The 25,234-nt window shown below is 70.6% G+C and carries 16 protein-coding genes; 7 read left to right on the forward strand and 9 right to left on the reverse strand.

Features of this window, described 5'->3' with window-relative positions; translation table 11 throughout:
- Positions 1-4: 4 nt before the first annotated feature.
- Positions 5-1,294 (forward strand): aminotransferase class V-fold PLP-dependent enzyme, encoded by a 1,290-nt coding sequence (locus tag DES41_RS25100; RefSeq protein WP_114470382.1) that lies wholly within the window; start codon positions 5-7, stop codon positions 1,292-1,294.
- Here the strand turns inward: DES41_RS25100 and DES41_RS25105 are convergent, their stop codons facing one another.
- On the reverse strand, positions 1,295-3,229 hold the full coding sequence (locus DES41_RS25105) for an alpha/beta hydrolase domain-containing protein (protein ID WP_114470383.1): 1,935 nt from the start codon (positions 3,227-3,229) through the stop codon (positions 1,295-1,297).
- A gap of 89 nt (positions 3,230-3,318) precedes the next feature.
- On the opposite strand from DES41_RS25105, the gene DES41_RS25110 reads away from it, so the two are divergent.
- Entirely contained in the window at positions 3,319-4,014 is a 696-nt protein-coding gene (locus tag DES41_RS25110) for a TetR/AcrR family transcriptional regulator (RefSeq protein ID WP_170168289.1), read from the forward strand.
- On the opposite strand, the gene DES41_RS25115 is transcribed toward DES41_RS25110, so the two are convergent.
- Both DES41_RS25115 and DES41_RS25120 read right to left on the reverse strand, forming a co-directional pair.
- The gene (locus tag DES41_RS25115) at positions 3,974-5,275 is read right to left on the reverse strand and encodes a type II toxin-antitoxin system HipA family toxin (RefSeq protein WP_114470385.1); all 1,302 of its coding nucleotides are present in this window, start codon (positions 5,273-5,275) and stop codon (positions 3,974-3,976) included. The genes DES41_RS25110 and DES41_RS25115 overlap by 41 nt on opposite strands.
- Positions 5,272-5,589, reverse strand: a complete 318-nt coding sequence (locus DES41_RS25120) for a helix-turn-helix transcriptional regulator (RefSeq protein ID WP_211333071.1) — start codon at positions 5,587-5,589, stop codon at positions 5,272-5,274. Before DES41_RS25120 ends, DES41_RS25115 begins: the two co-directional genes overlap by 4 nt.
- Positions 5,590-5,812: 223 nt before the next feature.
- Between DES41_RS25120 and clsB the strand changes: the two genes are divergently transcribed.
- The 5 genes from clsB (at position 5,813) to DES41_RS25145 (ending at position 12,359) form a co-directional block, all read left to right on the forward strand.
- A complete protein-coding gene (clsB, locus tag DES41_RS25125; RefSeq protein WP_114470387.1) occupies positions 5,813-7,069 on the forward strand; it encodes a cardiolipin synthase ClsB in 1,257 nt (418 codons plus the stop codon).
- Complete coding sequence (locus tag DES41_RS25130) at positions 7,066-8,049, forward strand: lysylphosphatidylglycerol synthase domain-containing protein (RefSeq protein WP_114470388.1); 984 nt, start codon at positions 7,066-7,068, stop codon at positions 8,047-8,049. The genes clsB and DES41_RS25130 overlap by 4 nt, the downstream gene beginning before the upstream one ends.
- Positions 8,046-8,789 (forward strand): trehalose-phosphatase, encoded by a 744-nt coding sequence (gene otsB / locus DES41_RS25135; RefSeq protein ID WP_114470389.1) that lies wholly within the window; start codon positions 8,046-8,048, stop codon positions 8,787-8,789. Before DES41_RS25130 ends, otsB begins: the two co-directional genes overlap by 4 nt.
- Positions 8,790-8,833: 44 nt before the next feature.
- Entirely contained in the window at positions 8,834-10,258 is a 1,425-nt protein-coding gene (locus DES41_RS25140; protein WP_114470390.1) for an alpha,alpha-trehalose-phosphate synthase (UDP-forming), read from the forward strand.
- Positions 10,259-10,340: 82 nt separating this feature from the next.
- The gene (locus tag DES41_RS25145) at positions 10,341-12,359 is read left to right on the forward strand and encodes a diguanylate cyclase domain-containing protein (protein ID WP_114470391.1); all 2,019 of its coding nucleotides are present in this window, start codon (positions 10,341-10,343) and stop codon (positions 12,357-12,359) included.
- Here DES41_RS25145 and treY read toward each other — a convergent pair.
- From treY to glgB, 6 genes are read right to left on the reverse strand one after another with little or no spacing between them, the layout of a single operon-like run.
- Entirely contained in the window at positions 12,349-15,279 is a 2,931-nt protein-coding gene (treY, locus tag DES41_RS25150) for a malto-oligosyltrehalose synthase (protein ID WP_114470392.1), read from the reverse strand. The two genes, DES41_RS25145 and treY, sit on opposite strands and share 11 nt — an antisense overlap.
- Positions 15,276-17,039, reverse strand: coding sequence for a malto-oligosyltrehalose trehalohydrolase (treZ, locus tag DES41_RS25155; protein WP_114470393.1), 1,764 nt, complete (start codon positions 17,037-17,039; stop codon positions 15,276-15,278). The genes treY and treZ overlap by 4 nt, the downstream gene beginning before the upstream one ends.
- 2 nt (positions 17,040-17,041) lie before the next feature.
- A complete protein-coding gene (locus DES41_RS25160; RefSeq protein WP_114470394.1) occupies positions 17,042-17,740 on the reverse strand; it encodes a mechanosensitive ion channel family protein in 699 nt (232 codons plus the stop codon).
- Positions 17,741-17,756: 16 nt separating this feature from the next.
- A complete protein-coding gene (treS, locus tag DES41_RS25165; RefSeq protein WP_114470395.1) occupies positions 17,757-21,116 on the reverse strand; it encodes a maltose alpha-D-glucosyltransferase in 3,360 nt (1,119 codons plus the stop codon).
- The gene (locus DES41_RS25170) at positions 21,113-23,269 is read right to left on the reverse strand and encodes an alpha-1,4-glucan--maltose-1-phosphate maltosyltransferase (protein ID WP_425466390.1); all 2,157 of its coding nucleotides are present in this window, start codon (positions 23,267-23,269) and stop codon (positions 21,113-21,115) included. The genes treS and DES41_RS25170 overlap by 4 nt, the downstream gene beginning before the upstream one ends.
- Positions 23,253-25,175 carry a 1,4-alpha-glucan branching protein GlgB gene (gene glgB, locus DES41_RS25175; protein ID WP_114470396.1) on the reverse strand — a complete coding sequence of 641 codons (1,923 nt, stop codon included), beginning with the start codon at positions 25,173-25,175 and terminating at the stop codon, positions 23,253-23,255. The genes DES41_RS25170 and glgB overlap by 17 nt, the downstream gene beginning before the upstream one ends.
- Positions 25,176-25,234 lie beyond the last annotated feature (59 nt).

The raw sequence follows: 25,234 nt of genomic DNA on the forward strand, positions 1-25,234 counted from the left end.
ACCCATGACAGCCCCCCAAGGCGAACTCTTCTCCGACGCGCTGCAGGCGCAGATCAAGGCCCGCTTCCTGCACGTCGACCACGACATCACGGGCCGCGAGCGGCTGTTCTTCGACAACGCGGGCGGCTCGTTCCGCCTCAAGGCCGCCGTCGAGCAGTTCGCCCGCATCGACGCGGTGCCCGACAACCCCGAGCGCATCCACGAAACCGCCGTGTTCCTGCAGCAGGTGCAGGCCAGGGGCACGCAGGACCTGCGCACCGTGCTCAACGCCGAGGGCGGCAGCGTCTACGCGGCGCTGACGGCCTCGGGCGCGATGTTCGACATGGTGCGCGCCATCGCCGAGAACGTGCCCGGCAGCAACATGGTCACCACCGTGCTGGAGCACCCCTCCTCCTTCGACGCCATGCAGTTGTATGCCGAGCGCACCGGCCGCGAACTGCGCGTGGCGCCGTCCAACCCCATCACGGGCGGTGTCGACGTGGAGGCCATCTGCCGCCTGGTCGATGCCGACACCGCGCTGCTCAGCGTGATCTACGCCTCCAACATCTCGGGCGCCAAGCTTGACATCGCCGAGATCGTGCGGCGCGCGCGCGCCATCCAACCCGACCTGTACATCGTGGTCGACGCCGTGCAGCATGCGCCGCACGGCCTGATCGACCTGGCGAAGACGCCCGTGGACGGCATCAACATCGCGCCCTACAAGTTCTTCGGCTGCCGCGGCTCGGGCCTGGCCTGGCTGTCGGACCGCGCGGCCCGGCTGCCGCACCACAAGCTCGCGGCCAAGAAGCCGGACTTCTGGGACCTGGGCAGCGCTGCGCCCTGGCAGTTCGCGGTCATGAGCGAGATCGTCGACTACGTCGCCTGGCTGGGCGCGCAGTCCGGTGCGGCCGGGGACCGGCGCACGCTGTTCGCGCGCGGCATCGAGAAGATCGAACTGCACGAGCGCGCGCTGCTGGCACGCCTGCTCGAAGGCAGCGATGCGGCGCCCGGCCTGCGCCACCAGCGCGGCGTGCAGGTGTTCCTGGACCACGCGGACCTGTCCAGGCGCGACCTGATCCTGGCCATCGGCATCGAAGGCCTGGAATACGCGCAGGCCGTGCGCGAGTACGAGCAGCGCGGCGTGGTGGTCTACGAGCGCGTGGCGAGCAGCCTGTATTCGAAGCGCATGCTGGAGTCCTTCGGGCTGGCCGGTGCCGTGCGCGTGTCGCCGCTGCACTGCCACGGCACCGCCGATGTGGACCGCTTCCTGCGCGTCACGCAGGAGATCGCGCAGGCCTTTGCAGGCCCGCGCTGATCAGGGTGCCGCGAATGCCGTGGCAGCTTCAACGCGCGCGCGCTCGAGCACCAGCGCGCGGTCGCCTTCGAGCATGAAGCGTTCCTGCACGAGGCGGCTGACGGCGGCGTCGACCTGCTCTACATAGCTCTTGGCCCCCTCGGGATAACGCACGGCCAGCGGCGTGCGGCTGTCGCCCGGCGTGGCCTGGCGCGGCAGCGCGGCGTAGCCGCCGTAGACGTTGCACAGGTCGCCCGCACCGTAGCCCTGTGCCCGCGGATTCCAGCCCGTGAAGGTGGCCAGCGGCGCCTGCACGAACGGCAGGCGCACGCCGCCCAGGTCGTTGCCGTCGGCATCGGTGCCGGGGACGTAGGCCGGGTAGGCCTTGCCGCGCAGCGGTGGCTGGACGGTGGTGTCCATCAGTTGCAGGTGGTTGTAAGCCGGCTGCGCCACGCTGCCCGCGATGCGCGGAAGCTGCAGCTGCGCCAGCGGCACCAGGGTCTTGTCGTCCAGCGAAGGGAAACGGCTGGCCGGCGGCGCCTTGCCGCTGCCGACCCAGTCCTCCAGCGCCACGTACAGCGCGCGCAACACCGGCGAGGGATTCAAGGGGTTGCTCGGCCGCGCGCAGACCGGCACGGCCTCGGGCCCAGCGCCCCAGCGGTTGAAGTGCGGCGCGCCCGCCACGAAGTACAGGCGCACGTCGGGCGGCATGGGCACGGGCTTGCCGTCCGGCGTGGTGTTGAGCAGATAGGCGCGCGCCTGGTAGAACTCCGTGGACGAGTCCACGTGCACGATGCGCGGGCAGGTGGCGGTGGCGCGGCAGGCCGACAGCAGGCTGCCGATGTTGCCGCTCACCGGGTCGGTGGTGTCGGCATAGGTGAACGGGAACTGGTCGCCCGGGAAATCGTGGTCCTCGTGCTGGCGCGAATAGCGGCTGGGCTGCGCGAAGCGGTAGTTCACGTAGGTCTTGCGCGAGCCCGCGATGTGCGGCATGGCACCGTCGAACACCCGGCGCCCGCCCTCGTCGGCGTTGAAGCCCTCGTAAATGAAGTCGCGCACGAAGCGGCCCGACTGCGAGATGCCCAGGCCCAGCGTGTGCTGGATGCCCGACAGCGGGCTGGCCAGCGCATGGCCTGGGTTGCCGCGCAGGAAGGACACCAGATCGCGCGTGGCCGCGAAGGCCAGGCCGGCCGGCACGGCGCCCTGCGCGGGGTAGACGAATTCGTAGATGGCGCCGGCATCCATGTCGGCGGGCCGCGTGATCTCGATGCGGTTGGGCGCGACGTAGCGGAACGCGCCCTGCAGCACGCGCGGCAGGTCCGCATCGCGTGCGCGCACGGTCAGCACGGCGCGCGCCGGGTCCAGATCGCTGGCCGGATAGGTCAGCTCGCCCACGCCGGTGGCGCCCGGCTTGTCGAAGACGAACTGCTCGCGCGTGGTGCCGCGCACACTGTCCAGCACCGGCAATTGCATGTTGATCAGCGGACCCCCGATGTCGCTCTGCCAGCCGCTCCAGACCACGGTGGTGCCGCGCTGCATCAGGAAGCCGTCGCCCGCCTCGGCCGCCTTGCCGGGAATGTTGCTGACCGCACCGAGGTTGAGCATGACCATGGCATGGCTGCGCCCGCGGTTGGGCACCTCGTACAGCAGCGTGGCCGAGCGCCGGGCCGGATCGGCAGCGCGCAGCACCGTCACCTGCGTGGAGAACTCGACCAGGCCGGCCGCGTTCACCGGCGCCCGGCCGATGTCCACGATGTTCGCAAGCTGGGCCGACCTGGGATCGACGGCGAAGGATGCCACGGCGTCGATCCGTTCGTAGGCGCCGGTCGTGCCGAACACGCGGCCCTCGAAGGCCGGCTTCACCGACACCGTCCTGAAGTCGACGACGCGCGCTTGGGCAAGGCCCCACGCGACAGACAGGGCACACAGCAGCAGTGGAAATCGAAAGTGTGTCATAGAAAAGAATTTACATTACAGGTCGCATGCAACATGCAATTGTTGGGCCACCGGCATGGAACGGCCGGGCCGGCCCCGACAATCGTTCGATGCCCACCGACCTGCCACCGAAACCTCGCCGCACCCAGGCCAGCCGCTCCACCGAAACGCGCCAACGCGTGATGGACACCGCCGTCGCACTGATCAGCGAGCGCAGCTTCCAGGCGGCCACGGTGTTCGAGATTGCCAAGCGCGCCGGCGTGACCACGGGCGCCGTGCAGCACCACTTTCCGAGCAAGGCCGACCTGATCCTGAACCTGATCGACCACCTGGGCACGCTGCCCATCGAAGACGGCGGCATCTGGCCGGACACCGGCATGCCGCTCGCGGAGCGCGTGCACGCGTTCGTGCAGGCCCTGTGGCTGCGCTCGTACGCGCCGGCGCGGTTTCTCGTGGCGTGGTCGGTCTACTTCGGCTGCAGCGACGAGCCGACCGTGCTGCAGCATGTGGGCCAGCGGCGCGATGCGATGACCGCCCGGCTGCACGCCCGGTTCGGCGAGACCTTCCCGGAAGCCGGTGATGGCGAAGGCCGCCAGACGCTGGTGGACACGCTGCTGTCCTGCCTGCGCGGCCTGGGCGTGGGCCGCACCTTCGGCACCGACGCCGATGCCGAGGCGCGGCAACTGCGCTTCATCGCGGCCATGGTGGTGCACCACTGCGCCGGCGTGGCGCAGAAGGCGCCTGCCTCCCGGAAGCCTCGTGCCGTCAAGCCGCCAGCGCCACGCCGCCGGCCAGCCGCTCGCTGACCGACGCACGCACCGCGGGCGGCGCCTCCTGCAGCAGCGCAGGCCAGTCGGCCTGCGCCTGGCGTACCAGCTGGCGCGCGATGCGCAGCAGGTTGGGCACGCGCAGCAGCCGCGCGGCCTTGAGCATGGCCTCCAGCTGGTCCCAGCCGAAGGCGCGCAAGCGCGTGTCGATGGCGCGGTTCACGGCGTAGTCGTTCGGGCCGACCTCGGCGAACAGCGCGCTCACGCAGACCGGGTCGTACAGCGGCGCCAGCACGGGCTGGCGCGCGTCGGGATACAGCAGCGCCCAGTTCTTGAGGTGCGCATCGGTGTTGCCCATCAGGATGAACGCGACGAAGCGCCCCATGAACTCGCGCACATCGGGCACGGGCCGGGCCGAGTAGCGGTCCAGCACCTGCAGCATGGTGGCGTAGTCGCGCACCATCTCGCGGCCGTACTTGTGCTGCGGCGGGTACTGCAGCGCCTGGGCGAACTCTTCCATGTGGATGCGCTGCCCCTCGGGCCCGCGGTCGAAGCGGGGCACGGCCAGGATCTGCCCGAACGGCACCTGCTCGGGCAGTTCGGCGTCGGCGCGCGCGATGATGCGGGCCTGGGCGCAGGCCAGGCCCAGCGCCCCGCACAAGCGGTAGCCCGCCATCTCGTTGGCGACCAGCTCGGGGTGCCGCGCCGTCGGTAGCTTCAAGATGAAGGCGCCGGCCTGGCCATGGCGGCGCACCACGTAGCGCCGGCCGTCCTGCACGGCCGAAAACTTGGTCACCACGCCGGGCAGCGCGGCGGCGTCCTCCACGGGCTCCTCGACGAAGCCGGGTTCCAGCACATCCAGGCCCAGCGCCGTGTGCCAGTGGCGCACCACATCGGGAATGCCCTCGCGTGCGGGCACGGGCTCGACCTCGATGGCACCCATGAGGTCGTGGCCGGCGGCGGCCAGCAGTTCGAACTCGTCGTCGGGGCTGCAGCGGCGTTCGCGCGCCAGCCGCTCGCGGTTGTGGCCCTCGGGCAGCAGGTTGGCGAACCAGGCCGGCCAGCGCCCGCCGAGCTGCACCAGGCGCGCATCGTGCGGCGCGGCAAGGATGGCGCGCGTGTCGTCCTCGCGCTCGCCACGCAAGGCCAGCGAGAGCGTGGGGCGCGCAGGGTCGGCGATGTAGTCGGCGTCGAACGAGGCACGCAGGATGTCGCCGTACTGCGAGAGATAGCCGATGGCCCGGCGGCTGCGGTCCGGCAGGTGCAGGTGCATGCGCAGGTAGCGGATGGCGGTGCTCACCGGGGTGTTCCGTCGTGCTGGCGGCCGATGGCGTCGACCACCGACGGCGGCGCGCCGGCGCCCGCGGGTTGGGCCAACAGGCGCCCCCCTGCGCGGACGAAGGCCTCCAGTTCGGGCCGCAGCACGGACGGCACGGCCAGGGCCTCCAGCCCCAGCACGCGCCCCATTTCCAGCAGCGAGGACAGGCGCGGGTCGATGTCTCCGCTCTCGATGCGCTGGACGGTCATGCGCGACAGGCCTGCCGCCTCGGCGAGGGCAGCCTGGGTCATGCCCATGCGTTTGCGGGCGTCGGTCAACTGGGCAACGATGCTCATGGAAATGATCTTTTGAGAGAAGAAGCGTAGTTATTTTAGCTCTCGGCCGTGGAGATGCCCCTTTAAATACGCATTTACGCACCAAAGCATAGTTTGTGCAGCATTTTTATTCGCTTCGTACAGATTGGGGGCGTCGCGTCACAAGCCCAGCCGCCCTTGTCCTACAGGGCCGCGCACGGTGGCAAGGTACACCTCAGGCCTGTCCCTTGTCACACCACCACCCATGAACGCCACGCGCTGGACCAGCGGCAACGAGTTGGAACTCCTGGAGAACGGCGAGCAGTTCTTCCCGCGGGTGTTCGACGCCATTGCCAATGCCCGCCAGGAGGTGGTGCTGGAGACCTTCATCCTGTTCGAGGACAAGGTTGGCTTGGCCCTGCACGAGGCGCTGTTGACCGCCGCGAAGCGCGGCGTGCAGATCGACGTGACGATCGACGGCTTCGGCTCGCCCGACCTGTCGGACCGCTTCATCGGCAGCCTGTGCGAAGCCGGCGTGCGCGTGCATGTGTTCGACCCCGGGCTGCGGATCTGGAAATGGCGCACCAACATGCTGCGGCGCATGCACCGCAAGATCGTGGTGGTCGACGCCGAAGTGGCCTTCATCGGCGGCATCAACTACTCGGCCGACCACCTGATGGACTTCGGGCCGCAGGCCAAGCAGGACTACTCGGTGCGCATCCGCGGGCCGCTGGTTGGCGACATCCACCGCTTCGTGCATGCCATGCTGGCCGAGGGCCTGCGCCACCAGCAGGGCGTGCGCCGCTGGTTCCGCCACCGGCCGATGATGCGCCAGCGCGCCCGCGCGCTGCCGCCGGTCGGCGACGCGCAGGCCATGCTGGTCACCCGCGACAACACCCGGCACACCAACGACATCGAGCGCTACTACCGGCTCGCCATCCGCGCCGCGCGCGAGCATGTGACGATCGCCAACGCCTACTTCTTTCCCGGCTACCGCCTCATCCGTGAACTGCGCCGTGCGGCGCAACGCGGTGTGCAGGTGCGCCTCATCCTGCAGGGCGAGCCCGACATGCCCATCGTCAAGGTGGCGGCCCGCATGCTCTACCACCACCTCGTGCGCGGGGGCGTGGAGGTCTACGAATACTGCGAACGCCCGCTGCACGGCAAGGTGGCCGTGGTCGATGACCGCTGGGCCACCGTGGGCTCGAGCAACCTGGATCCGCTGAGCCTGGCCCTGAACCTGGAAGCCAACGTGCTGATCCACGACCAGGCGTTCAACCGGACCCTGCGCGCGCGGCTGGACCATCTGGTGGACAACGCCTGCCAGCAGATCGACCGCGACACCATCGGCGAGCCCAGCGGCTGGCAGCTGCTGCGCAGCTACGTGGTGTTCCACGTGCTGCGCCGCTATCCGGGCTGGCTGGGCGGCCTGCCGCGGCACAACCCCAAGCTCGTGCCCGCGCTGGAGACCGATGGCCTCGTCGAAGCCTGCCCCGCGCCGGCGCGCGAGGCAGCGCCATGAGCGCCGTGGCCGCCGCCGAGCCGGCTCCGCGCCGCCCGGCCCTGCGCGCGCGCCCCTGGTGGCCGTGGCTGCGCAAGGGCTTCTGGCTGGCCTTCTTCGCGCTGCTGGGCTACCTGCTGGTCAGCCAGGCGCGCACCATCGCCTGGGACGAGGTCGCGCAGACCCTGCGCGAGCTGCCCCTGCCCGTGCTGCTGGCTGCCGGCGGGCTCGCCTTCGCCAGCCACCTGCTCTATTCGACCTTCGACCTGCTGGGCCGGCGCGCCGTGGGCCACCGCCTGCCCGCCCCCAAGGTGATGCTGGTCACCTTCATCAGCTACGCGTTCAACCTCAACATGGGCGCCCTGGTCGGCGGTGTCGCCTCGCGCTACCGGCTGTACGGCCGGCTTGGGCTGGACGAGATGCAGGTCACGCGCGTCATGGCGGTGAGCATGGTTACCAACTGGCTGGGCTATCTGCTGCTGGGCGGCCTGGCGTTCGCGCTGTTCCCGCTGGCCCTGCCCGCCGAATGGGACATCAGCGATGCGGTGCTGCAGATCGCAGGCAGCCTGCTGGCCGCCGTGGCCCTGGGCTATGTGGCGGCCTGCGCCTTCTCACGCAAGCGCAGCCTCTCGCTGCGCGGCCACACCTTCACCCTGCCGTCGGGCCGCACGGCGCTGCTGCAGCTGGCCATGTCCTGCCTGAACTGGTCGCTGATCGCCGGCACCATCTTCGTGCTGCTGCAGGGCCAGGTGGACTACGTGACCGTGCTCACCGTGCTGCTGCTGGCGGCCGTGGCCGGCGTGGTGACCCACGTGCCGGCCGGCCTCGGCGTGCTGGAGGCGGTGTTCGTCGCGCTGCTCGGCACGCAACTTGCGCCCGCGCAGCTGATCGGCACGCTGCTCGCCTACCGCGCGCTGTACTACCTGGCGCCGCTGGCGCTGGCCGTGCTCTGCTTCCTTTTCCTCGAGATCCGCCACAAGGCCCCATCCCGCAACGCATGACCCAGGCCACCGACTTCTCCTTCGCCCCGCTGCTGGACCCCAACGCGTCCGCGCTGTTCCTGGACTTCGACGGCACGCTGGTCGACCTGGCGCCCGAGCCCGACGCCATCGTGATCCCGCCCGACCTGGTGTCGCTGCTGGCCGCGCTGCGCGACAGGCTCGGCGGCGCGCTGGCGGTGGTCTCGGGCCGCTCCGTCGGCGCCATCGACACCTTCCTGCACCCGCTGGACCTGCCCGCAGCCGGCGTGCACGGCAGCGAGCGCCGCGCCGCCGATGGCAACCTCGTGCTGCTGCCCACGCCCTCACTGGACACCGTGGAGCAGGCCGCGGCGAAGCTGCTGCACGACCACCCGGCCCTGGCCGTGGAGCCCAAGCGCGGCGCCGTGGCGCTGCACTACCGCCAGGCGCCGCAGCTCGAAGACCTGTGCCGTCGCACCATGGAGGCGGCTGTCGCAGCCTCGCCCGGCGTCACGCTGCTGCACGGCAAGATGGTGTTCGAGGCCAAGTCCTCTCTGGCCAACAAGGGCAAGGCGCTCGGCGCCTTCCTCGAGGAGCCGCCCTTCGCCGGCCGCAAGCCGGTGTTCCTGGGCGACGACACCACCGACGAACCCGGCTTCCAGGTTGCGCAGCAGCTCGGCGGCGTGGGCATCAAGGTCGGCCCCGGCGAAACGCTGGCGCAGCAGCGCATCGCCGGCCCCGCAGCCGTGCGCGCCGGCCTGGCCGCCTGGCTCGCCCTGTGAGATCCACCATCCCCTCCAACGCCAGCCAAGAAAAGGAACAACGCGTGGCCCGTCTCGTGTGCATCTCCAACCGCGTCGCCGACCCCCGCAAGACCGAGGCCGGCGGCCTCGCCGTGGCCCTCTCCGGCGCCTTGCAGGCCAACGGCGGCATGTGGTTCGGCTGGAGCGGCAAGATCCTGCCCGAGGACGGTGCCACACCGGCCGAGACGCCCGTGCACCAGCAGCAGGCTGGCAACGTCACGCTGGCCACGCTGGACCTCTCGCAGTGGGACCACGACGCCTACTACCTGGGCTACTCCAACGCCGTGCTGTGGCCGGTGTTCCACTACCGGCTGGACCTGGCGGACTTCGACGCCGGCTACATCGGCGGCTACCGCCGCGTGAACCAGCTGTTCGCGGCCAAGCTCATGCCGCTGCTCAAGGAAGACGACATCGTCTGGGTGCACGACTACCACCTGATCCCGCTGGCCAGCGAACTGCGCGCGCTGGGCTGCCGCAACAAGATCGGCTTCTTCCTGCACATCCCGCTGCCGCCGCCGCAGATCTTCACGGCCATCCCCGCGCACGACTGGCTGGCCCGGGCCTTGTTCGCCTACGACCTCGTGGGCTTCCAGAGCGAAGCCGACCTGGAGCACTTCAACCGCTACGCCTCCACCGAGGCGCGCGCCGAGGACCGCGATGGCGACGGCCGCCGCTGGCGCGCCTTCGGGCGCACGCTGCGCACCGCCGCCTTCCCGATCGGGATCGACGTGGAGGAGTTCGATGCGCTGACCCATGCGCACGACGCCACCGAGATGTACCGCCGCATGCGCGAGGAATACTCGCGCCGCCAGCTGCTTGTGGGCGTGGACCGGCTCGACTACTCCAAGGGCCTGCCGCAGCGCCTGCGCGCCTTCCGCGAGTTGCTGCGCCGCCACCCCGACAACATCCGCCGCGCCACGCTGATCCAGATCGCCGCGCCGAGCCGCGAGGACGTGGACGCCTACGGCGACATCCTGCGCGAGCTGGAAAGCCTGGCCGGCTCCATGAACGGCGACTTCGGCGAGCTGGACTGGGTTCCCGTGCGCTACATGCACCGCACCATGGCGCGCAAGCGCCTGCCCGGGCTCTACCGCGCCGCGCGGGTGGCCCTGGTCACGCCGCTGCGCGACGGCATGAACCTCGTGGCCAAGGAATTTGTCGCCGCGCAAGACCCTGAAGACCCCGGCGTGCTCGTGCTCTCGCGCTTCGCCGGCGCGGTCGAGCAGATGCGCGAAGGCGCGGTCCTGGTCAATCCCTACGACAGCACGGCCACGGCCGATGCCATCCAGTTCGCGCTGCAGCTGCCCCTGGCCGAACGCCGGCGCCGCCACCAGAACCTCATGGCCACCATCCGCCGCTTCGACGTGCACTGGTGGTGCCAGGCCTTCCTGGAGGAACTGTCGACCGCCGACGCAGAGCCGACCGGGCCCGACTGGCTGCGCCTGTAGGCCCCGTTTCTCAGCCAAGCAGGGGACGGCATGGTGCGACCCCGCTTGACGCGGGCGCAGAGCATTCCACAATCGCCGGCCAATGCAATCCCCGGAAACCGGCTCCGCCCCTCTGGAAGCTGCCCAGCGGCAGCGCGGGCCGGTGACGCTGCTGCTGCGGCGGCGCAACCACCGCGAATGGATGCTGTGGGCCCTCGCCTGGCTGCTCGTGCTGGCCTTGGCCTGGCATGTCAGCTGGCGCGCCCGCGACCGCATCGTGGCGCAGGACATGCAGCGCCTGCAGGGGCAGGCCCAGGCCGTCGAGATCCACCTCACCCGCCATCTGAAGGCCATCAGCGCAGCGCTGGCGGGCGCCGGCCAGCTGCTGCCGCCAGACCTGGCCGCCGCACCGTCGGTGCCGTTCCCGCTGAAACTGCTGGTCGAGGCGATGCCCGGCGTGCGCGGCCTGCAGATCACCGACCGCGACGGCCGCGTGCTGGCAGCGAGCCAGCCAGAGCTGACGGACCGCGACGTCAGCGCACGGCCCTACTTCATGACCGTGCGCGCCAGCAGCCAGCCCGACACCCTGTACGTGTCGCCGCCGTTTCGCTCCGTCCTCGGCAACTTCACCACCGTGCTGTCGCGCACGCTGCATGACACGGACGGCCGCTTCTCCGGCGTGATCAGCGCGTCGCTCGACGTCGACTACTTCGAGATCGTGCTGCGCGCACTGCTCTACGCGCCCGATGCGCGCGCCACCATCGCACACGGCGACGGGCCCATCATCATGAGCTCTCCCTTGGAGGATGCGCGCATCGGCTTCGACCTGAACCAGCCGGGCTCGCTGTTCCGCGTCCACATGCAAAGCGGCCGCATGCACAACCTGCTGCAAGGCCGCATGGTGGGCAAGAGCGAGATGCGCATGATGGCCCTGCGCGCCGTGGAGCCGGCCGCGCTGCTGCTGGACCGGCCGCTCGTGGTCTACATGAGCCGGCACACCGACGCCGTGCTGGCGCCCTGGTGGGCCGAGCTGCGCACCGAACTGCTGCTGCTGGTGCTCACCATGGCTGTCAGCGCGGTCTGGCTGCGTTGGCACCAGGGCCGGCGCCATCTGCAGGAGCGCACCGAACGCAAGGCCGCCCAGGCGGAACGCGAAAGCGCGCGCCGGCTGGAATTCGGCCTGCGCGGCGCCGACCTGGGCCTGTGGGAGTGGAACCTGGCCGACGACACCATCACCGTCAACGCGCGTGAGATGGAGATGCTGGGCTACCCGCCCACCGACGAGCCGCTGAGCGCGGAGTTCTGGCGCGCGCTGCTGCACAGCGACGACCAGGCCGAGACCGAGCGGGCCATCGCCGCGCACCTGCGCAACGAAGCCCCGAGCTACCGGCTGGAGCACCGCTACCGCCACCGCGACGGCCACTGGATCTGGGTGCTGACGCATGCCATGGTGATGCAGCGCACAGCCCGCGGCAAGCCGCTGCGCGTGGTCGGCACGCACCTGGACATCTCCGAGCGCAAGCGCTCGCAGCTGGAGCTCGAACGCATGAACGCCCAGCTGGCCGCGCTGTCGCTGACCGACGGCCTCACCGGCGTGGCCAACCGCCGCCAGTTCGACCAGACCCTGGCACTCGAATGGGCGCGCGGCCTGCGCAACCACCAGCCGCTGGCGCTGCTGATGCTCGATGTGGACCACTTCAAGCGCTACAACGACCACCTGGGCCACCCCGAGGGCGATGCCGCGCTGCGCGCCGTGGCGCAGGTGCTGTCGGGCTGCCTGCGCACGCCGGTGGAGAAGCTCATGCGCTACGGCGGCGAAGAGTTCGCGGTGCTGCTGATCGATGCCGATGCGCATGCCGGCGCGCGCGTCGCGCAGCGCTGCCTGGATGCGATCGCCCAGGCGCGTCTGCCGCACCCGGACTCGCCGCTGTCGCCCTGGATCAGCGTCAGCATCGGCGTGGCCAGCCTGGTGCCCCAGCCCGAACACGTGCAGGAACAGCTCGTCATGGCGGCCGACGCCGCGCTCTACCGCGCCAAGGAGCAGGGCCGCGTGCGCTACGAGATCGCCACGGCCGACGACACGCTGAAGCGCCCGACCGGCTTGCAGCCGCTCATGCCCTGACGGCCGGCTGGCGCGCGTCGACCCAGAAGACCGCCACCGGCAGCGCCTGCAGCGCATCGGCCAGCCGCAGCGGTCCGCGCGGCAGCCGGCGCTGCACGTGGCCCATGAGTTCCAGTGCCGTCACATCGCCGGCACCGCCGTTCCAGTCCTTGAAGGCCGGTGTCAGGTCGACGCTCGCATCGCCCCAGCAGGCCTCGCCCACGGGCGCGGCGTCGGCACTCTTGAGCAGCCGCGCGAACAGGCGCGCGGCCAGCACCACCAGCAAGCCCTCGGCCGTGCGCCGCGCATAGGCCACCACGTGTTCGCGCGCGCGGCCGGTGCCGCGCAGGGCGATGTAGGCGCCATCGCACAGCAGCGCCGGGTCTTCGCGGCGCAGCGCCAGCAGCCGCCAGGTGGCCCAGAGCTTGAGCCGGCCGTCGGCAGGCGTGGCCGACATGCGCGCCAGGCCCGCGAGCCGGTCGGGTTCTGCGGCCAGCAGCAGCGCCTCGTGCGCGGCCAGCGTGCCCTGGCGCTGCGCGTAGTCCACGGGCCGGCGGTTGTCCGGGTCGACGAGGCTCAGGTCCTGCATCTCGTTGCCCTGGTAGATGTCGGGCACGCCGGGCGAGGTGAACTTCACCACCACCATGGACAGGCTGTTGAGCGCGCCGAACCAGGCCAGCTGCCTGGCCAGCGCACGCAGGTCGGACAGCGCCGGATTGGGCGCCAGCCGGCCCAGCAGGCCGTCGATGAAGGCCTGCAGGGCCTGCTCGTACTCTTCGTCGGGCCGCACCCAGCTGGTGCGCAGCTTGGCCTCGCGCGCGGCCTTGCCCATGTACTGGCCCACGCGCGTGCGCAGCGCGGCCAGCGCCTCGGCGTCGATCTCTCCGTCCGGCAGCACGCCCAGCAGCACCTGGTAGAGCAGCAGCTCGTCGTCGCGCGAGGGCGCGGTGCCGCTGGGCAGTTCGCGGCGCAGCGAGCGCGTGAGCTGGTGCCAGCGCATCAGCCCCAGCCGCCACAGCGCCGGCCGCTCGGACAGCACGGCGATGCGGTTGCGCACGTCTTCCGAGCGCTTGTTGTCGTGCGTGGAGGTGGCCAGCATGGTGTGCGGCCAGCGCGCCGCGCGGTCGCTGCTGGCGCCATGGAAGGCCGCCAGCGTGAGGCCCTGGGCGGTCGGGTCGCCGCCGACCTCGTTGAGCGAGACCAGCTGCAGGTAGCGGTAGAACACGCAGTCCTCCACGCCCTTGGCCGCCAGCGGCGCGCAGAACTGCTGGAAGCGCCAGGTGAAGCGCCGCACCGGCAGCAGCGCGTCGGCACCGCTGCCCTCGGTCGGCTCGCCCAGCAGGCAGGCGCGCAGGAAGTCGAACACGCTGGTGTCGGCAATCGCCGTGCGCCGGCGCGCCTGGGCGATGGCCCAGTCGACGAAGCGCCGGTCTTCTTCGCTCGCCGCATCGACCACGTAGGTGCGGTAGACCGGCATGCCGGCAGCGGCCTCCGCGATCGCCGTGCGCAGTGTCGTGAAACCGTAGTCGCGCGTGCGCCGGTTGGCCCCCGCCACACGCTTGAGCTGCGTGGCCAGCAGGTTGAGTTCGGCCCCGAGGGCACCGTAGGCCACGGCGAGCTTGGCGTCGAACACCATGTCTTCGAGGCTGCCCTCCGCGCCCGTGAAGCCGCGCCACACGCGCTCCATGCGGGCGGCCTGGCTGCGGTCGCTGAACAGGCTGTTGAGCAGCGCACCGAAGCGGTAGCCAGTGGTGCCGTGCAGGCGCCAGTCCGCGGGCAGATCGGCGTGGGCTGCCGTGATCTTCTCGGCCACCACGTAAAGCGGCAGCGCGTCCGCGGGCGCGGGCGCGTCGGGCCGCAGCTGGGCCAGCCTGCGCGCATGGCCGTCCTGCAGCCGCGCGAAGTACTGGGCCGGGTCGCGCAGTCCGTCGGGGTGGTCGATGCGCAGGCCGTCGACCACGCCGGCGGCCGTGAGGTCCAGCGCCAGCGCGTGCGTGGCCTCGAACACATCCTCGGACTCCACGCGCAGCGCGGCCAGTTCGTTGATGTCGAAGAAGCGCCGGTAGTTGATCTCGTCGGCCGCCACGCGCCAGAAGCCCAGCCGCCAGGGCTGGGCCTCGAGCAACGCGTGCAGCGTGTCGTGGCAAGGCTCCTGGTTCAGGCGTTCCAGCGCGGCCGTGATGGCCGGGGCGGCGGCGCGGCGCTGCGCCAGCAGGTCCTGCAGGCCCTGGCGCAGACGCGCCGCAGCGACGGCGCGCTCGCGCGCACCGGCGGCGCCGCGGTCCTCGCGCGGCGGCACGGCGTCGGCGCGGTCTGCCAGCGCCGTGAGGCCTTCGGCCGTGTCGGCGTCCTCGGCCTGGTCCGCGGCCAGCCGCAGCACCGGGGCCCAGCTGCCGGGGTCGGTGGGAAAGCCATGCTCGAAGTAGCGCAGCACGAAGCCGCCGGCCTCCCCCTCTTCCTTCACCTCCCAGGCCAGCTGCAGCTGGCCCTGGTCCAGCACCTCGCCATAGGGCGCGCCCAGCACGGGCAGCAGCACCTTGCCGGCCATGGCCGGGTCCATCGGACGCCAGTCGATGTCGAAGAAGCCGGCATAAGCCGAGGCCTGCCCGTGCGTGAGCACGTCGGACCACCAGGGGTTGTCGCTGGCGATCACGCCCATGTGGTTGGGCACGATGTCCAGCAGCAACTGCAGGCCGAGCGCGCGCGCGGCCAGCGCGAAGCGCTCGAAGCCCTCGCGGCCGCCGAGTTCCGGGCTGATCTCGCGCGGGTCGGCCACGTCGTAGCCGTGCATGCTGCCGGGCCGCGCGCGCGTGATGGGCGAGCAATAGACATGGCTCACGCCGAGGGCCTGCAGGTAGGGCAGGATGGCCTGGGCGGCTGCGAAGTCGAAGTCCTTGTGCAGCTGCAGCCGGTAGGTGGCGCGGGGGATGGAGGCGGTCATGCGGGATGGAGGGTGACGCGAACGGCCCAGGGCGGGAGGTCCGCCCCGGCGTGGGTGCTGTAGATGTGCTGGCCCGCGGGCAGCGGTGCCTGGATGGCCTCGTCCTGCAGGTTGGCCTGCAGTTCCCAGCGGGCACCGCCGGCCAGCGGCCACACCACGTGCACGAAGCCGCCCGTGCCCAGCGCGCGGCCGCCGTGCGGCGCAGCGGCCAGCCGCGGCACCAGGTGCGCGTGGCGCAGCGCGAGCAGCCGCCGCACGAGCGCCAGGCGCTCGCGGTGCGGCGAGGTCTCGCGCTCGGCCCAGTGCAGCTTGGATTGCGCGAAGGTGTCCGCGGCATTGGGGTCGGGGATGCGCGCGCGCGCGGCCTCGTCGGCAAAGGCGGCGAAGCGCTGGAACTCGGCGCGCCGGCCCTGGCGCACGGCCTCGGCCAGTTCGCCCTCGAAGTCGCAGAAGAACAGGAAGGGCGTGGACGCCGCGAATTCCTCGCCCATGAACAGCATGGGAATGTGCGGCGCGAGCAGCAGGCAGGCGTAGAGCGCCTCGAGCCGGCGGGCATCGGTCAGCCGGTCCAGGCGCTCGCCCATGGCGCGGTTGCCCACCTGGTCGTGGTTCTGCAGGAAGGAGATGAAGGCCGTGGGCGGCAACGTGCCGCTGGGCTCGCCGCGCGGCGCGTCCAGGTGCGGCGAGACCTGGCCCTGGTAGACATAGCCTTCGGCCAGCGCGCGCCCGAACAGCTCGGCCGGGGCCTGCGCATAGTCGGCGTAGTAGCCGTCGGTCTCGCCGGTCAGCAGCACATGGGCGGCGTTGTGCAGGTCGTCGTTCCACTGGGCCGTGGCGGCGCCGGCCGGCTGCAACCGCTGCGCCTGGTTGCGTTCGTTCTCCAGCACCACGTGCACCTGGCGCTGCCGCCCCGGCCCCTGGGCGAGCGCCTGGGCGGCCTCCTCGACGATGGGCCGGGCCGAGTCGTCGCGGATCTGGTGCACGGCGTCCAGCCGCAGGCCGTCGCAATGGAACTCTTCCACCCAGTACAGCGCGTTGGCCACGAAGAACGCGCGCACGGCCGCACTGTGCTCGCCGTCGTAGTTGATGGCCGCGCCCCAGGGCGTCTGGTGCGCGGGGTTGAAGAACTGCGGGCAGTAGCCATGCAGGTAGTTGCCGTCGGGGCCGAAGTGGTTGTAGACCACGTCGATGAGCACCATGAGGCCCAGCGCATGCGCCCGGTCGACCAGCGCACGCAGGTCGTCGGGCGTGCCGTAGCTGGACTCCGGCGCGAACAGCAGCACCCCGTCGTAGCCCCAGTTGCGCCCGCCCGGCGTGTCCGCCAGCGGCATGAGCTCGATGGCCGTGATGCCCAGCGCCGCGAGTTCGGCCAGCCGCTCGGCCGCGGCCGCGAACGTGCCCTCGGGTGTGAAGGCGCCGACATGCAGTTCGTAGACGACCGCTTCATGCCAGGGCCGGCCGCGCCAGGCGGCGTCCTGCCAGGCGTAGGCGGTGGGGTCGACCACTGCACTGGCGCCATGCACGTCGTCGGGATTGAAGCGCGAGGCCGGGTCGGGCACCGGCGTACCGCCGTCGAAACGGTAGCGGTAGCGCGTGCCGGCGCCTGCGCCGGGGACGACGGCCTCGTGCCAGCCGTCGGCCAGCGCCTGCATGGCATGCGCGCCGCCGGGCTCCAGCAGCACCTCGGCCTGGCGCGCACCGGGCGCCCAGACGCGGAACCGCGTGCCGCCCGCGGGCAGGACCTGTGCACCGAAGTCCATGGTCAGCGCAGCCGGCTGGGTGGATCGCGCGGCTCGTCCCTGGACGGCCACCAACGCTCCAGTTGGGCCGCGGCCCAGTCCTTGCCGCCCAGCCCGAAGGCCAGCGCCAGGGCCAGCACCACGCCGCCCAGGATCAGCAGGAAGGCATCGCGCACGAGGCTGCCGCCCACGCCCATCTGGTCCAGCGCGATCATCACCACGAAGGCCAGGATGGCGTAGTAGGCGATGCGGCCCAGCGCCTGGCCGTCGCGCATGCCCACGCCCTTGCAGTAGGTGGCGACCGCGTTCGACAGGAAGCGCGCGAAGTACGAGCCGAAGGCCAGCACCAGGAGCGCCACGATGAGCTGCGGCACGAACAGCATCACGCGGCTCAGCAGCTCGGTGACATGCGTGAGGCCCAGGCCGTTGAAGGCCACGATCAGCGCCGCGAGGATCACGACCCAATAGGCCAGCACGCCCAGCACGCCGATGGTGTCGATGTGCGTGCCGCCCTGCTGCAGGAAGCCGTCCAGCCCGGCGCGCTTGGTCACGATGTGGAAGTTGATCGCGCGCAAGCCCTTCTCGACCGCGAAGCGCACGGCCTTGGCCACGAGGAAGCCGGCCACCAGCACGAGCAGTGCGATGGCCAGCCGCGGCAGGAAGGCGCCGGTCTGGATCAGAAACGCCCGCACGGGCTCCAGCATCACGTTGATTTGGTCCATGGTGTTGCCTTTTCGTTCAGGCTGCAGGCAGCTGGGCGAGCGCCAGGATGCCCGCGAGCGGGATGGAGACCCAGTCCGGCCGGTTCTCGAGCTCGTAGCGCAGCTCGTACAAGGCCTTCTGGAGTTCGAACAGCGCGAGCAGGCTCAGCGCCTGGTCGGAGATGGCCAGCGGCGTGCCGGCCAGGGTGTCGCGGTAGCTTTGCAGGAAGGCCGCGCGCGAGGCGGCCTCCCACTCGCGCGCCGGCGCGGCCATGGGGGCCGCCTCCTCGGGTGTGTGGGCGGCCTGGCGCAGCGCCACGGCCCGCGCGTAGTCGAAGGAGCGCAGCATGCCGGCCACGTCGCGCAGCGGCGACTGCTTGGCCCGGCGTTCGGCGAACTCGCGGCCCGGCTCGCCTTCGAAGTCGACGATGACGAAGTCGTTGCGCGTGAGCAGCACCTGGCCCAGGTGGTAGTCGCCATGGATGCGGATCTTCTGGCCTTCGTTCTCCAGCACGCCGCCCGCAGCGATGCGCTGCGCCAGCGCGGTGCTCGAGGCCAGCACGGCGCGCGCGTCGTCCTGCACGCCGGCCGGCAGGCGGCCGAGGCCGGTCTGCAGCAGGGTGAGGCTTTGCTGCAGGTCGGCCTGCGTCTGCTCGCGCCAGGCCACCACGTCGGCCGTGGCCAGCGGCTCGGGGTCGAAGGCCGCATCGCCGCTGCGCGTGCCCAGCGCCAGGTGCAGTTCGGCGGTGCGCCTGCCCAAGGTCTGCATCAGCGCGAGGTGGGCACCGTGCACGTCGTCGGGCATGGCCGCGGCCACGGGCGTGCGCAGTTCCTCCAGGTGGCGCTCCAGGTAGCCCACCAGGTAGGCCCAGCCATCGCCCTGGTTCTCGATGTGGGCCTGCAGCAGCGCCAGCGTGCTGATGCTGCCGTCGGCGGCGACGAACTCCACGGCGCCCGCCACGGGTGCGCACTGGGGGAACTTCGCGACCTCGGTCAGGAAGCGGCCGACCTCGAACTCGGGGTTGACGCCCTTGCGGATGCGCCGGTAGCCCTTGAGGAACAGGCGCTCGTCCACCATGACGATGGTGTTGCTGCTCTGCGCCTGCGGCCGCGCCACGGGCAGCTGTGCGATGTCGGCACCGGCCAGTTCGGCAAAGGCACGGGTTGCCACGAAGCGGATGCTGCCGGTGCCGGTGGCCAGCGCGCGGCCTGCACCGATGGCGGCGATCACGGCACGGCAGAAGCGCTCGTCGGCAAAGGCGTCGGCCATGTAGCCGACCTCGGCCTGCTGGCGCACGCGGGCCACCGCTGCCGGACCGAACGCGCGGTAGCGCTCTTCCTCACGCTCCTCCCAGGCCAGCGCGAGCGGCGCGAAGTAGACGGAATCGGCCGGGCCGTCGAGCTCCACCAGCGGCAGCAGCCAACCGTCGTCGCCCTGCTCCCACAGGGCGTGCTGCACCATGCGGGCGCGCTGCACAGGGGTGCCCTTGCTGGCGTACCAGCGCTGCGTCTCGATGTGGCGCGGCAGGATCTCGTTCTCGAACTGCTGGCGCGTCTTGACCGCCATGCCGATGCGCCAGGGCACGACCTGGTCGCGGAACAGGCTGGCCCAGCCGTCGAACAGCACGAGCACGGGCCGGTCTTCGGCCGGCAGCATCTCCTGGTGCCAGCTGGGCACGGCCACGTCGGTGGCCAGGCGCAGCCAGTAGAAGCCGTGCGCCGCGATAGTCATCAGGTAGGGCAGCTCGCCGATGGGCGGGAAGGCGGTGCGGCCCAGCATCTCCACCGGCACGCGGCCCTTGAACAGGGAGAGGTCGAGCTCGGCCGGCTGTGCCGAGCGCGACAGGTTGACCACGCACAGGATGACCTCGTCGCCATAGGCGCGGAGGTAGGCCAGGATCTTGCGGTTGCCGGGCTTCAGAAACACCATGTCGCCACGGCCGAAGGCCTTGCTGGTGCCGCGCACGGCCAGCATGCGGCGCATCCAGTTGAGCAGCGAGGCGGGCTCGCGCTGCTGCTGCTCGACGTTGAGCGCCTCGTAGCCGTAGATGGCGTCCATGATGGGCGGCAGGTACAGGCGCTGCGGGTCGGCGCGCGAGAAGCCGGCGTTGCGGTCGGGGCTCCACTGCATCGGCGTGCGCACGCCGTTGCGGTCGCCCACGAACACGTTGTCGCCCATGCCGATCTCGTCGCCGTAGTAGACGATGGGCGAGCCGCGCATGGACAGCAGCATGCTGTTCATGAGCTTGATGCGGTCGCTGTCGTTGTCCATCAGCGGCGCCAGCCGCCGCCGGATGCCGACGTTGATGCGCGCACGCGGGTCGGCCGCGTACGTGCTGTACATGTAGTCGCGCTCCTTGCTGGTCACCATCTCCAGCGTCAGCTCGTCGTGGTTGCGCAGGAAGATGGCCCACTGGCAGCTCTGCGGGATGTCCGGCGTCTGCTGCATGATCTCGATCAGCGGGAAGCGGTCTTCCTGCGCGATGGCCATGTACATGCGCGGCATCAGCGGGAAGTGGTAGGCCATGTGGCACTCGTCGCCATCGCCGAAGTACTCGCGCACGTCTTCCGGCCACTGGTTGGCCTCGGCCAGCACGAAGCGGTTGGTGTACTTGGCGTCGATGGCCGCGCGCAGTTGCTTCAGGATGGCGTGCGTCTCGGGCAGGTTCTCGTTGTTCGTGCCCTCGCGCTCGATCAGGTAGGGAATCGCATCGAGCCGGAATCCGTCCACGCCCAGGTCGAGCCAGAAGCGCATGACCTCGAACACCGCCTCCAGCACGGCCGGGTTGTCGAAGTTCAGGTCGGGCTGGTGGCTGAAGAACCGGTGCCAGAAGTAGGCCTTGGCAACCGGGTCGTAGGTCCAGTTGCTGGTCTCGGTGTCGGTGAAGATGATGCGCGTGCCCTGGTACTTCTGGTCGGTGTCGCTCCAGACGTAGAAGTCGCGCTCGGGCGAGCCCGGCGGCGCCTTGCGCGCACGCTGGAACCAGGGGTGCTGGTCCGAGGTGTGGTTGATGACGAGTTCGGTGATGACCTTGAGGTCGCGCTTGTGCGCCTCCGCCAGCATCTCCTTGAAATCGTCCAGCGTGCCGTACTGCGGGTGCACGTCCATGTAGCTGGCGATGTCGTAGCCGTCGTCGCGCAGCGGCGAGGGATAGAACGGCATCAGCCAGATGGTGTTGACGCCCAGGTCCTTGACGTAATCCAGCTTGCTCGTCACGCCCTTGAAGTCGCCCACGCCATCGGCGTTCGAATCGACGAAGGCCTTGACGTTGAGCTGGTAGATCACCGCGTCCTGGTACCACAGGGCCTCGTCGGTGACGGGCGTGACCGGGCCCTGCCCCGCTTCGGGCAGGTGTGGGACGCTGTCGGCAGCGGCCGCCTGTTCTGGGTTCTTCATGCGTTCCCTCTGATCTTGATCACGTGTGCCGGCATCTGGGACGGGACCAGCATCACGAAATTGCCGCCATCCTGCCACTGGAACGACTGGCCCGTCAGCAGGTCTTCTGCCACGAAGCTGCCGCCGTCCGCGCCGAGCCAGGCCGCGTCCACATGGACCCAGCCGCTCTGCGTGAAGGTGGCGTCGATGTTGACCACCGTCAGCACGGCGTTGCGGCCGTCCGCGTCGCGCTTGGCGTACGCGATCAGGTAGGGGTTGCTGGTGTCGAAGAAGCGCAGCGAGGCGTTGGAGTGCAGCGCCGCGTTCTCCTTGCGGATGCGGTTCACGGTGGCGATGAAGCCGGCGATGCTGTCCGGGCGGTCCAGCGTGAGCTCGCCCCAATGCCGCACCTGGTACTTCTCGGAGTCCATGTACTCCTCGCTGCCCGGCTTGACCGGTTCACCCTGCAGCAGCTCGTACGGCGGGCCGTAGATGCCGTAGCTGGCCGAGAGCGTGGCCGCCAGCACCAGCCGGCTCATGAAGATGGCCCTTGGGCCGTGGTGCAGGTGCTCGTTGAGGATGTCGGGCGTGTTGGGCCAGGCGTTGGGGCGGTAGTAGTCGGCACCGGGGCCGTGCGCCAGCTCGGTGAAGTACTCCATCAACTCGTGGCGGTCGTTGCGCCAGGTGAAGTAGGTGTAGCTCTGCGAGAAGCCCAGCTTGGCCAGCCGGTGCATGACCTTGGGCCGCGTGAAGGCCTCGGCCAGGAACAGCACGTCGGGGTGCTCGGCCTTGACCGCCGTGATCACCCATTCCCAGAACGCGAAGGCCTTGGTGTGCGGGTTGTCGACGCGGAAGATGCGCACGCCCTCGCCGATCCAGTGGTCGAACACGCTCTTGAGTTCCAGCCACATCGCGCGCCAGTCCGGCGTCTCGAAGTCGAACGGGTAGATGTCCTGGTACTTCTTGGGCGGGTTCTCGGCGTACTGCACGCTGCCGTCCGGCCGCTTGCGGAACCAGTCCGGGTGCGCTTTCACATAGGGGTGGTCGGGCGCGCACTGGAAGGCGATGTCCAGAGCGAGTTCGATGCCCAGCGCGTTGGCGGCGCGCACCAGTTCGCGGAAGTCCTCGGGCGTGCCGAGTGCCGGCAGCACGTCCTTGTGGCCGCCCTCTTCGGCGCCGATGGCCCAGGGGCTGCCGACGTCGCCTTCCTGGGCGACCAGCGTGTTGTTGCGTCCCTTGCGGCGCGCCCGGCCGATGGGGTGGATCGGCGGCAGGTACAGCACGTCGAAGCCCATCTCGGCCACATAGGGCAGGCGCGCCTGCACGTCCTTGAAGGTGCCGTGGCGGCCTTCCTCCAGCGCGGCGGAGCGCGGGAACATCTCGTACCAGCTGCTGAACGCGGCGCGCTCGCGGTCGACCACCAGCGGCAGGCCCTCGGGGCTCCACCAGACGGCGTGGCTGCGGTCCGGGTAGAGATCGGCCAGCGCGGCCAGGTCTTCGCTGAGCGCCGCGGCCTTGATCGAAGCGACCTCCTGCGAGACCGAGTCCATCTCGGCGATGGTGGCGCGGCCGGCCTGCTCGGCACGGCTGCGCAGGTTCTCGGCCAGGCGGGCGAGCCGGGCGCGGTCGTCGCCCTCGGCGCGCTCGGAGGCCTGGCGCACGAGCTCGGCGCCCACACGCGCGGCGATCAGGATGTCGGCCAGGTCCAAGCGGCGAAGCAGCTCGGCGCGCCACGATTGGAAGTGGTCGACCCAGGCGCAGACGGTGTAGCGCCAGCGGCCCTGGGCATCCGGCGTGCACGCGGCCGACCAGACGTCGTTGCCCACGGCCTGCATCTCGGTTTCCTGCCAGGCGTCGGCCCCTTCCTTGCGCAGGCAGAGCCTCACCCGCACCTTGTCATGGCCGTCGGTGAAGGCGTGCGCGGTGACGGCCAGCGCCTCGCCGACCACGCGCTTGACCGCGAAGCGGCCGGCGTCCACCTGAGGCAGCACGGCATCGATCACGGCCCGGGCCTGCCCTTCGTCGGGCAGATCCACCACCGGCCCGGCGGGCGCGGCTGGGGCTGGTGTGGCTGCAGCTGCGGCTGGCAAGTCGGTGGCAGGCACCGCGGCTGCTGGCTTGGCGCGCGGGCGGCGCGGCTTCTTGTCGGCTTGGGCTTCAGTCGGCATGGGCATCCGGTTCCGGGCGGAACATCAGGGTGGACAGGGGCGGCAGGGTCAGCGCCAGCGAATGGGCGTGGCCGTGCGCGCCTTCGTCGCTGGCGTGCACGCCGCCGTAGTTGCCCAGGCCGGCACCGCCGTAATCCTGGGCGTCGGTGTTGAGCAGTTCCTGCCACAGGCCAGGCAGCGGCACGCCGAGCCGGTAACCATAGCGCGGCACGGGGGTGAGGTTGCTGACGACCAGCACGGGGGGATCGCCATCGGCTCCCTTGCGCAGGAACGCGAACACGCTGGCCTGGCTGTCGTCCTGCGCAACCCAGGCGAAGCCCTCGGAAGCAAAGTCCAGGCGGTGCAGGGCCGGTTCGGCGCGGTACAGGCGGTTCAAGTCGCCCACCAGCTTGGCCACGCCGGCGTGCGAGGGTTCGCGCGACTGCGCCCAATCCAGCTCGCCCTCGTGCGCCCATTCGCGGCCCTGGCCGAACTCGCCGCCCATGAACAGCAGCTTCTTGCCCGGGTGGCCCCACATGAAGCCGAACAGCGCGCGCAGGTTGGCGAACTTGCGCCAGGCATCGCCCGGCATGCGGCCCAGCAGCGAGCCCTTGCCGTAAACCACCTCGTCGTGCGAGAGCGGCAGCACGAAGCGCTCATGGAAGGCGTAGACCAGCGAGAAGCTGAGCTGGCCCTGGTGGTGCTTGCGGTAGACCGGGTCCAGGCCGAAGTACTTGAGCGTGTCGTGCATCCAGCCCATGTTCCACTTCATCGAGAAACCCAGGCCGCCCTCATCGGCGGGGTGCGAAACGCCGGGCCAGGCGGTCGATTCCTCGGCGATCACCAGCGCACCGGGCAGCTCGCGCGCCACGGCCGCGTTGAGCGTGCGCAGGAAGTGCACGGCCTCCAAGTTCTCGCGGCCGCCGAACTGGTTGGGAATCCACTCGCCGTGCTTGCGTGCGTAGTCCAGGTAGAGCATGGAGGCCACGGCGTCCACGCGCAGCCCGTCGAAGTGGTACTCGCGCAGCCAGAACAGCGCAGACGACAGCAGGAAGCTGCGCACCTCGTTGCGGCCGTAGTTGAAGATGCTGGAGTTCCACTCGGGATGGAAGCCCTGGCGCGGATCGGCATGCTCGTACAGGTGCGTGCCGTCGAAGGCCTGCAGGCCGTGCGCGTCGGTCGGGAAGTGCGAGGGCACCCAGTCCAGGATCACCCCGATGCCGAGCTGGTGCAGGTGGTCGATGAAGAACTTGAGGTCCTGCGGCGTGCCGTAGCGCGCCGTGGGCGCGAAGTAGCCCGTGGTCTGGTAGCCCCAGGAGCCGTAGAACGGGTGCTCGGTCACGGGCATGAGTTCCACGTGCGTGAAGCCCATGGCCTGCACATGGTCGCCGAGCGCCTGGGCCAGCGCGCGCCAACCCAGGAACTGGCCGTCGTCGCGGCGCCAGGAGCCGGGGTGCACCTCGTAGATGGACATCGGCGCGTCGGCGGCCTGGCGCTCGCCACGGCCCGACATCCAGCCAGCGTCGCTCCAGTCGAATTCCAGCGACCACAGCCGCGACGCGGTGGCCGGGGGCAGCTCGGCGGCCAGCGCATACGGGTCGGCCTTGTCGAGCGGCTGGCCCGTGGCCGTCACGATGCGGTATTTGTAGCTCTGGCCATGGCGGGCCGCGGGGGCCTCGCCCTCCCAGATGCCGCTGCCGTCCTCGCGCCGCGCCAGCGGCTCGGCGCCGGCCTGCCAGCCGTTCCACTCGCCGATCACGCTGACGGCGCTGGCATTGGGCGCCCAGACCACGAAGTGCGCCCCCTGCCCGCCCGGCCGCAGCGTTGCACCGAGCCGGCCGGCCAGCGCGGTGTGCGTGCCCTCGCGAAAATAGTGCAGGTCATGTTGCGCCAGCGCGGCGTCGGTGGAAAGCGTGGCTGCGGTGTGCTGCATCCGAGACACTGTCGGAGACGCGGCAGCGCGCGGCGAGCGGACAGCTGCCGCAGCCCTTG

Source organism: Pseudorhodoferax soli (assembly GCF_003337555.1).
GTDB classification, from domain to species: domain Bacteria; phylum Pseudomonadota; class Gammaproteobacteria; order Burkholderiales; family Burkholderiaceae_C; genus Pseudorhodoferax; species Pseudorhodoferax soli.

Excerpts from the sequence above, each read along its gene's own strand:
- clsB (WP_114470387.1), top strand. The coding sequence starts at position 5,813 with ATGAACGCCACGCGCTGGACCAGCGGCAACGAGTTGGAACTCCTGGAG.
- DES41_RS25145 (WP_114470391.1), top strand. The coding sequence starts at position 10,341 with ATGCAATCCCCGGAAACCGGCTCCGCCCCTCTGGAAGCTGCCCAGCGG.
- DES41_RS25130 (WP_114470388.1), top strand. The coding sequence starts at position 7,066 with ATGAGCGCCGTGGCCGCCGCCGAGCCGGCTCCGCGCCGCCCGGCCCTG.
- DES41_RS25120 (WP_211333071.1), bottom strand. The coding sequence starts at position 5,589 with ATGAGCATCGTTGCCCAGTTGACCGACGCCCGCAAACGCATGGGCATG.
- otsB (WP_114470389.1), top strand. The coding sequence starts at position 8,046 with ATGACCCAGGCCACCGACTTCTCCTTCGCCCCGCTGCTGGACCCCAAC.
- DES41_RS25105 (WP_114470383.1), bottom strand. The coding sequence starts at position 3,229 with ATGACACACTTTCGATTTCCACTGCTGCTGTGTGCCCTGTCTGTCGCG.
- DES41_RS25160 (WP_114470394.1), bottom strand. The coding sequence starts at position 17,740 with ATGGACCAAATCAACGTGATGCTGGAGCCCGTGCGGGCGTTTCTGATC.
- treY (WP_114470392.1), bottom strand. The coding sequence starts at position 15,279 with ATGACCGCCTCCATCCCCCGCGCCACCTACCGGCTGCAGCTGCACAAG.
- DES41_RS25110 (WP_170168289.1), top strand. The coding sequence starts at position 3,319 with ATGCCCACCGACCTGCCACCGAAACCTCGCCGCACCCAGGCCAGCCGC.
- DES41_RS25170 (WP_425466390.1), bottom strand. The coding sequence starts at position 23,269 with ATGCCCATGCCGACTGAAGCCCAAGCCGACAAGAAGCCGCGCCGCCCG.
- DES41_RS25100 (WP_114470382.1), top strand. The coding sequence starts at position 5 with ATGACAGCCCCCCAAGGCGAACTCTTCTCCGACGCGCTGCAGGCGCAG.
- glgB (WP_114470396.1), bottom strand. The coding sequence starts at position 25,175 with ATGCAGCACACCGCAGCCACGCTTTCCACCGACGCCGCGCTGGCGCAA.
- treZ (WP_114470393.1), bottom strand. The coding sequence starts at position 17,039 with ATGGACTTCGGTGCACAGGTCCTGCCCGCGGGCGGCACGCGGTTCCGC.
- treS (WP_114470395.1), bottom strand. The coding sequence starts at position 21,116 with ATGAAGAACCCAGAACAGGCGGCCGCTGCCGACAGCGTCCCACACCTG.